Source organism: Micromonospora sp. HK10 (assembly GCF_000982955.1).
In the GTDB taxonomy this organism is placed as follows: domain Bacteria; phylum Actinomycetota; class Actinomycetes; order Mycobacteriales; family Micromonosporaceae; genus Micromonospora.
On record NZ_KQ058894.1, the window covers coordinates 1 to 7,634 of the forward strand.

General features: G+C 77.3%; 9 protein-coding genes. 7 read left to right on the top strand and 2 right to left on the bottom strand.

What is annotated here, in order from left to right:
• Positions 1-78 precede the first annotated feature (78 nt).
• Genes LQ51_RS28585 through LQ51_RS28610 form a run of 6 tightly spaced genes read left to right on the top strand, consistent with a single transcriptional unit; the run spans position 79 to position 5,340 of the window.
• Complete coding sequence (locus tag LQ51_RS28585; RefSeq protein WP_046571146.1) at positions 79-567, top strand: YbaK/EbsC family protein; 489 nt, start codon at positions 79-81, stop codon at positions 565-567.
• Positions 564-1,310 carry a monooxygenase gene (locus LQ51_RS28590; protein ID WP_046571089.1) on the top strand — a complete coding sequence of 249 codons (747 nt, stop codon included), beginning with the start codon at positions 564-566 and terminating at the stop codon, positions 1,308-1,310. Before LQ51_RS28585 ends, LQ51_RS28590 begins: the two co-directional genes overlap by 4 nt.
• Entirely contained in the window at positions 1,307-1,879 is a 573-nt protein-coding gene (locus LQ51_RS28595; RefSeq protein WP_046571090.1) for a GNAT family N-acetyltransferase, read from the top strand. Before LQ51_RS28590 ends, LQ51_RS28595 begins: the two co-directional genes overlap by 4 nt.
• The gene (locus LQ51_RS28600) at positions 1,876-2,721 is read left to right on the top strand and encodes a carotenoid biosynthesis protein (RefSeq protein WP_046571092.1); all 846 of its coding nucleotides are present in this window, start codon (positions 1,876-1,878) and stop codon (positions 2,719-2,721) included. The genes LQ51_RS28595 and LQ51_RS28600 overlap by 4 nt, the downstream gene beginning before the upstream one ends.
• Positions 2,718-3,842 (top strand): glycosyltransferase family 2 protein, encoded by a 1,125-nt coding sequence (locus LQ51_RS28605; RefSeq protein ID WP_046571094.1) that lies wholly within the window; start codon positions 2,718-2,720, stop codon positions 3,840-3,842. The genes LQ51_RS28600 and LQ51_RS28605 overlap by 4 nt, the downstream gene beginning before the upstream one ends.
• A 10-nt stretch (positions 3,843-3,852) precedes the next feature.
• The gene (locus LQ51_RS28610) at positions 3,853-5,340 is read left to right on the top strand and encodes a phytoene desaturase family protein (protein ID WP_046571096.1); all 1,488 of its coding nucleotides are present in this window, start codon (positions 3,853-3,855) and stop codon (positions 5,338-5,340) included.
• A gap of 69 nt (positions 5,341-5,409) precedes the next feature.
• Here the strand turns inward: LQ51_RS28610 and LQ51_RS28615 are convergent, their stop codons facing one another.
• Together LQ51_RS28615 and metF are read right to left on the bottom strand one after the other, a co-directional pair.
• Complete coding sequence (locus tag LQ51_RS28615) at positions 5,410-6,099, bottom strand: CDP-alcohol phosphatidyltransferase family protein (RefSeq protein ID WP_046571097.1); 690 nt, start codon at positions 6,097-6,099, stop codon at positions 5,410-5,412.
• Between the two features lie 44 nt (positions 6,100-6,143).
• On the bottom strand, positions 6,144-7,061 hold the full coding sequence (metF, locus tag LQ51_RS28620; RefSeq protein ID WP_046571148.1) for a methylenetetrahydrofolate reductase [NAD(P)H]: 918 nt from the start codon (positions 7,059-7,061) through the stop codon (positions 6,144-6,146).
• A 226-nt stretch (positions 7,062-7,287) separates the two neighbouring features.
• On the opposite strand from metF, the gene LQ51_RS34160 reads away from it, so the two are divergent.
• Positions 7,288-7,634 (top strand): helix-turn-helix domain-containing protein (locus LQ51_RS34160; RefSeq protein ID WP_231605915.1); only part of this gene is annotated, 347 nt, incomplete at its 3' end.

The following is a 7,634-nucleotide window of genomic DNA, read 5'->3' on the forward strand; positions in this document are numbered from 1 at the left end:
ACCGACGGACCGGAGGCGACGACGCGCCGGGGTGGGGCGGCGGCCGGCGGGCGCGACGCGGCGGGGAGAATGGGCGGCATGCAGCCACACCCGAACGTGCAAGCGGTGCAGCGCGCGCTCGACGAGGCGGGCGCGCGGGACGGCTCCGGCGGCGCCAGCCAGGTCCGCCTGCTGCCCGAGGCGGTGCACACCGCCGCCGCGGCGGCCGAGGCGCTCGGCGTGGGCGTCGGCGCCATCGCCAACTCGCTCGTCTTCGACGCCGACGACGCGCCGCTGCTGGTGCTCACCTCCGGCGCGCACCGGGTCGACACCGCCGGCCTGGCCGCCAGCCTCGGCGTCACCCACCTGCGCCGGGCCACCCCCGAGTTCGTCAAGCGGCACACCGGGCAGGTGATCGGCGGGGTCGCCCCGGTCGGCCACCCCCACCCGCTGCGTACCCTCGTCGACACCGCCCTCGACGGGCACGACGAGGTGTGGGCGGCCGGTGGCGTGCCGCAGGCGGTCTTCCCCACCACCTACGCGGAGCTGCTGCGGATCACCTCCGGCACCCCGGCCGAGGTGGCGTGAGCCAGCCCTCCGAGGACCTGCCCGGACTGGTCACGCTGCACGTCTGGCGGATCCCCCGGGCGGCCGTGCCGCGGGCGCTGGCCCGGATGGCGACGCATCCGGCACGGCTGCGCCGCCGCCCCGGCGTCCGGTTCGCCAAGCTGCTCGGCACCGGGACCGGCACCGGCTTCGGCCCCGGCGACGTCGACCTGACCCGCTGGGCCGCCCTGGTGGCCTGGGACTCCCCCGCCGCCGCGGCCGGCTTCGACGCCTCGCCGGTCGGCCGCTCCTGGGCCCGGATCGCCCGCGCCGCCGTCCGGGTGGAGCTGCGCCCGCTGACCAGCCGGGGCGAGTGGTCCGGCCGACGGCCGTTCGGCGACCCGCCCGGCGGGCCGGCCACCGGGCCGGTGCTGGCGCTGACCCGGGCCCGGCTGCGGGCCCGCCGGGCGGTCACCTTCTGGCGGGCGGTCCCCCCGGTCGCCGCCGCCCTGCGCACCGCGCCCGGGCTGCTCGCCCGGTTCGGCGTCGGCGAGGCCCCGCTGGGCTGGCAGGGCACGGTGAGTGTGTGGCGGGACCCGGCGGACCTGGTCGCGTTCGCGTACCGTCACCCGGAGCACCGGGCCGCGATCACCCGCACCCCCACCGAGGGCTGGTACGCCGAGGAGCTGTTCGCGCGCTTCGCGGTGGGCGACGTCGTCGGCGACCGGACGGTGCTCGGATGGGCCGCCGAGGGCGGCCCGGACACGGCGAGAGGACACGCATGAGGTTGGTGCGCTGGACGCCGGACGACCTGGTCCGGCGGCTGGACGACGTGGTGGCCGTCTACGGCGAGGCGATGGGCTACCGGACCGACCTGCTGGAGGCCCGGCGCGGCTACATCGCCACCCACGTCCGCCGCCCCGGCTTCCGCGCCGTCGCCAGCCTCACCACCGAGGGACACCTGGCCGGCTTCGGGTACGGCTACCTCGGCGCCGCCGGCCAGTGGTGGCACGACCAGGTGCACCGGGCGCTGGACGCGCCGGCCCGACAGCGCTGGCTGACCGACTGCTTCGAGGTGGTCGAGCTGCACGTCCGGCCGCCCGCGCAGGGGCACGGCCTCGGCGCCGGGCAGCTGCGGGCGCTGCTCACCATGGCCGAGGGGAACACCACCCTGCTCTCCACCCCGGAGGCCGACGAGCAGACCTCCCGCGCCTGGCGGCTGTACCGGCGGTTCGGCTTCGTCGACGTCCTGCGCCACTTCCACTTCCCCGGCGACGAGCGGCCCTTCGGGGTGCTCGGCCGGGACCTGCCGCTGCCCCCGCCGGGCCCCGGCGCCGCACCGGCCGCGCCGTGACCCGGCGACTGCCCTGGGCGCTGCTGGCCGTCCTGGTCCTCACCCAGATCTGCTATCCGCTCACCGCCGGCGCCACCCGGGCCGGGCTGACCGTCGCCACGGTCCTGCTCGGATGGTTGCTCTCCGTCGGCCACGCCCTGCTCACCCGGGGTACGCGTACCGCGCTCGCGCTGGTCGCGGTGGCCACCGGCGGCGGGTTCGCGGTCGAGGCGCTCGGGGTGGCCACCGGCGTGCCGTTCGGCAGCTACGACTACTCCGGTGAGCTGGGCCCGAAGCTGGCCGGGGTGCCGCTGATCATCCCGCTGGCCTGGACCTGGATGGCCTGGCCGGCGTGGCTCACCGCGGTCCGGCTGGTCCGCCCGGCCGGCGGCGGCACCGGCTGGCCGGGTCCGGCCCGGCACGCCGCCCGGATCGGGCTGGCCGCGATCGGGCTGGCCGCCTGGGACCTCTTCCTCGACCCGCAGATGGTGGCCGAGGGCTACTGGGTCTGGCGGGACGCCACCCCGGCGCTGCCCGGCCTGCCCGGCGTACCGGCCAGCAACTACCTCGGTTGGCTGCTCTTCGCGCTGCTGGTGGCGGCCGCGCTGCGCCCGCTGGCCGGCCCGGCCGTCGACCGTGCCGGCCGGCCCGACGCGCCGATGTTCGCGCTCTACCTCTGGACGTACGCCTCCAGCGTGCTGGCGCACGCGGTCTTCCTCCGGCTGCCCGCCTCGGCGCTCTGGGGCGCCGCCGGCATGGCGCTGACCGCCGTGCCGCTGGCGGTGGCGCTGCTGCGCGGCCGCCGCTCCGGCACCGGCCGCCCGGCGGTGGACCCGGCCCGGCGGGTCGACGCGCCGGCATGACCGCGCTGCTCGTGCTCGCCGGCGCGGTCGCCGTGCTCACCGCGCACACCCTGGTCAACGCCGGTCGCTGGCTGCGCCGGCCGGCCACCGGCCCGGTCGAGGTGACCGAGCCGGTGGCGGTGCTGCTGCCGCTGCGGGACGAGGCCGCGCGGGTGACGCCGTGCCTGCGCGCGCTGCTCGCCCAGCGGGGCGTACCGGAGCTGCGGATCGTGGTGCTCGACGACGGCTCCACCGACGGCACCGCCGACGTGGTGCGCGCGGTGGCCGGCGGCGATCCGCGGGTCACCCTGCGCACCGGGGCCGCCCCGCCGCCGGGCTGGCTGGGCAAGCCGCACGCCTGCTGGCAGTTGGCCACCGGCACCGACCCGGCCCGCACCGCGCTGGTCTTCGTCGACGCCGACGTGGTGCTCGGCCCGTACGCCGTCGCGGCGGCGGTGGCCGAGCTGCGCGCGGCGGGCGCGGCGCTGCTGTCGCCGTACCCCCGGATCGTGGTGCGGACGGCGGCCGACCGGCTGGTGCAGCCGCTGTTGCAGTGGTTGTGGCTGACCTTCCTGCCGCTGCGGGCGATGGAGCGTTCGCGACGGCCCTCGCTGGCCGCCGCGGGCGGGCAGTTCCTGGTCGTGGACCGGGCCGGCTACCTGCGCGCCGGCGGGCACGCGGCGGTCGCCGACAAGGTGCTGGAGGACATCGAGCTGGCCCGGGCGGTCAAGCGGGCCGGCGGCCGGATCGCCCTCGCCGACGGGTCGCGGCTGGCCACCTGCCGGATGTACGACAGCTGGCCGGAGCTGCGCGACGGCTACACCAAGTCGCTGTGGGCCTCGTTCGGGCATCCGGCCGCCGCGGCGGTGGTGGTGGCCCTGCTACTCCTGCTCTACACCGCGCCCCCGCTGCTCGCCGTCGTGCTCGCCCCGTTCGCGCCGGGGGTTGCCGGGGTGGCGCTGGCCGCCTACCTGCTCGGGGTCGCGGGACGCGCGGTGAGCGCCCGGGCCACCGGCGGGCGGGCCTGGCCCGACGCGCTGGCACACCCCGTGTCGGTGGTGGTCCTCGGTTGGCTGACATTTCGGTCGTACCATCTGCGGAAGCGACACCGGCTCACCTGGCGGGGTCGCCCGGTCAGCTAGGGGGCACGGCATGGCGCGAATCGTGGTCGTCGGTGCCGGCGTGGGCGGGCTGGCCGCCGCCGCCCGGCTGGCCGTCACCGGGCACCAGGTCACCGTCCTCGAGCGGGCCGACACGGTCGGCGGCAAGCTCGGCCGGTACCGGCACGACACGGCCGAGGGCGGGTGGCTGTTCGACACCGGACCGAGCCTGCTCACCCTGCCGCAGGTCTTCCACGACCTGTTCGAGGCGACCGGGGCCAAGCTCGACGAGTACCTCGACCTGGTACCGCTGGACCCGATCGTCCGGCACGTCTTCCCCGGTGGCGGCCCAGCGCTGGACTCCTGCGCCGACCCGGCCGAGTTCGCCGCCCGGATCGGCGCGGCCTTCGGGGACCGGGCCGCCGCCGACTGGCAGCGGCTCTGGCAGCGGGCCGCCCGGGTGTGGGCGGCCTCCCAGCGGGACATCCTGGGCCGCGCCATCGATTCCCCGCGGGACCTGGCCGCGCTGGCCTGGCGCCTCGGTGACCTGGCCGCCATCGCCCCCGGCCGCACCCTGCGCGGCCTCGGCCGCCGCCAGCTGTCCGACCCGCGGCTGCGGATGCTGCTCGACCGGTACGCCACCTACACCGGCGCCGACCCGCGCCGCGCGCCGGCCGCGCTGGTCGCCGTGCCCTACGCCGAGCTGACGTACGGCGGCTGGTACCTGCGCGGCGGGCTGGGCACCCTGGCCGACGCGCTGCTGTCGCGCTGCCTGGATCTGGGCGTGGTGGTACGGACCGGCGCCACCGTCACCCGGATCGACGCGGCCGGCGGCCGGGTGCACGGGGTACGCGTCGCCGGGGCGGCCGCCCCGCTCCCCGCCGACGTGGTGGTGGCCAACGTCGACGCGCTCACCGTCTACCGGGACCTGCTGCCCAGCCCGCGCCGGCTGGCCGGGCTCACCGACCGCAGCCTGGCCGGCTTCGTGCTGCTGCTCGGCGTACGCGGGGACTCCGGGCTGGCCCACCACAACGTCTTCTTCCCCCGCGAATACGACGCCGAGTTCGACGCCGTCTTCGGCGCCCCGGGGCGCGGGGTACGGGCCCGGCCGGCCGTGGACCCGACGGTCTTCGTCACCGTGGCCGACGATCCGGCGGTCCGGCCGGACGGGCACGAGGCATGGTTCGTGCTGGTCAACGCTGCCCGGCAGGGCACGGCGGCGGACGCCGTGGACTGGCGGCGCCCCGGGTTGGCCGAGGCGTACGCGGACCGGATCCTCGACGTGCTCGCCGAGCGGGGGGTGGACGTGCGGGACCGGCTGGTGTTCCGGGAGATCCGTACCCCGGCCGACCTGGACGCGGCCACCGGCGCGCCGGGCGGGGCGATCTACGGCACCGCCGGCGGGCTGCTCCGCCCGGCCAACCGTGCCCCGGCGGCCGGGCTCTGGCTGGTCGGCGGCTCCACCCACCCCGGCGGCGGCCTCCCCATGGTCACCCTCTCGGCGCAGATCGTCGCCGACGAGATCGGCCCCGCCTGGTAGTCCGGCGCGGACGTCAGCCGGCGCCGGCCAGGGCGTCACGCGGGCCTCGCCCAGCACGCGGCGCGGACGTCAGCCGGCGTCGATCAGGGCGCGGCGGACGGCGGAGAGCAGCTGGCCCAGGCCGAAGCCGGCCAGCAGCACCCAGACCGTGGTGGCCATGGTGCTGGTGCCGGCGACCAGGTCGGCGTCGATCAGCCCGGTGAGCCCGGCCACCACCAGCCCGACCAGGGCCACGCAGACCCGGGTGGGCCGCTCCCCCACGGTCACCGCGCCGATCTCCCGCATCCCGGCGGAGACCGCCCGGGCCCGGACGTACTCGTGCAGCCAGGACAGGCCACCGGCCGCGGCGACCAGCGCCCCCGGCGCGCCGAGCAGCCAGAACGCGACCAGCCAGGCCACCTCGCCGAGCCGGTCGGCGACCGAGTCGTAGACGTAGCCGAGCCGGGTGGTCCGGTTGGTGGCCACCGCCACCGCCCCGTCCACGCTGTCCGCCACCGCGGCGAGCAGCACGAACAGCGCCCCCAGGAACGGCCCGTCGCCCACCCGCCCGACCAGCAGCGGTACGCAGAGGCAGAGCAGCACCCCGGCCACGGTCACCGGGGTCGGGCCGATCCGCAGCCGGCCCAGCAGGTAACCCACGTGGTAGGCGAACCGTAGCCAGGCGCGGACCACCGGCGCGGCCACCCGAGGGTCGAAGCCGCCGTGCAGCCGCGCCCACGCGGTCGCGTACTGGTCCCAGTTCAGCTGTGTGCCCACCACGGGTCAACCGTAGAAGGGCGACGCGGGTGTCGTGGGCCGGGTCGTCACACCCGGGCGTCGGCCCGGAGGTGCTGCCACACCTCGCGGGTGGCGGTGGACCGGTTCAGGGTGATGAAGTGGATGCCCGGCACGCCCTCGTCGAGCAGCTTCGCGCACATCTCGCTGGCCTGCTCGATGCCGAGCCGGCGGACCGCCTCCGGGTCGTCGGCGACCCGGGCGAACCGCTCGGCCAGCGCCGGCGGGAACGGCGCGCCGGAGAGCTGCACGGACCGCTCGATGGTGCCCAGCTGGGTCACCGGCATCACGCCGGCCAGGATCGGGGTGTCGCAGCCGGCGGCCGCCACCCGGTCCCGCAGCCGCAGGTAGTCGTCGGCGTCGAAGAACATCTGGGTGACCGCGAACTCGGCGCCGGCCCGGCACTTGCGGACGAAGTGCGCCGTGTCGCTGGTCACGTCGGGCGAGCGCGGGTGCTTGTACGGGAAGGCGGCCACCCCGACGCTGAAGTCGCCGGCGTCGCGGATCACCCGGACCAGGTCCTCGGCGTAGCGCACCCCCTCCGGGTGCTTGACCCACTCGCCGCCCGGGTTGCCCGGCGGGTCGCCGCGTACGGCGAGCACGTTGCGGACGCCCACCGAGGCGAGCCGGCCGATGACGTGCCGCAGCTCGGCGACGGAGTGGTTGACCGCGGTCAGGTGCGCCATCGGCAGCAGGGTGGTCTCGGTGGCGATCCGCTCGGTCACCGCGACCGTGGTGTCCCGGGTGGAGCCGCCGGCACCGTAGGTGATCGAGACGAACGAGGGGCGCAGCGACTCCAGCTCGCGGATGGCCTGCCAGAGCAGGCGCTCCCCCGCCGGGGTCTTCGGCGGGAAGAACTCGAAGGAGAAGGTTGGCCGACCGGCACGGATCAACTCCCCGATCGCCGGCTGGGGATTGGGGAGGACCGAGGGAAGACCGAGCGCCACGCCCCGACTGTAGCGGCGGGCGCCCGCCGTACCCAGGAGGTTCCCAGCCCGCGAGCACGGCCGGGCGGAGCGTCGTACCCCGGGGGTAGACAAGGTGCCGCGCGGTGGGGCCGGCCGGTGGCCGGCGCCGGGGGCCCGCGCGGGGGTCAGCACGACCGGCGGCGCGCCGGCCCGGCACGGTCGGGCCGCTTCCGTCGCCATCCGCGCCGAGGCCCACGGAGGACCGATGATCCCGTTTCCGCCCCCCGATCCGCGTCCGCTCGGGCCGGTCCTGGCCGAGCTGCGGTCCGCCCGCGGCTGGAGTCAGCAGCGGCTCGCCGCCGCGCTCTGCGCCGCCTCCGGCCTGCCGACCCTGACCCGGCACGAGATCTCCCGGTGGGAGCGGCAGCGCCGGCTCCCCGGCGACTTCTGGCTGGGCTGGCTCGCCATGGTGCTCGGCGTGCCGGGCGAGTTGCTCGCCGGGGCCGCGGCGCGGAGCCGCCGGCTGGAGGTGGTGCCGGCGGCGATCGACCGGTCCGGTTCGCGGATCCGCACCGCCCTGCTCACCCTGGCCCACCGCTGGTCGGCGGACCC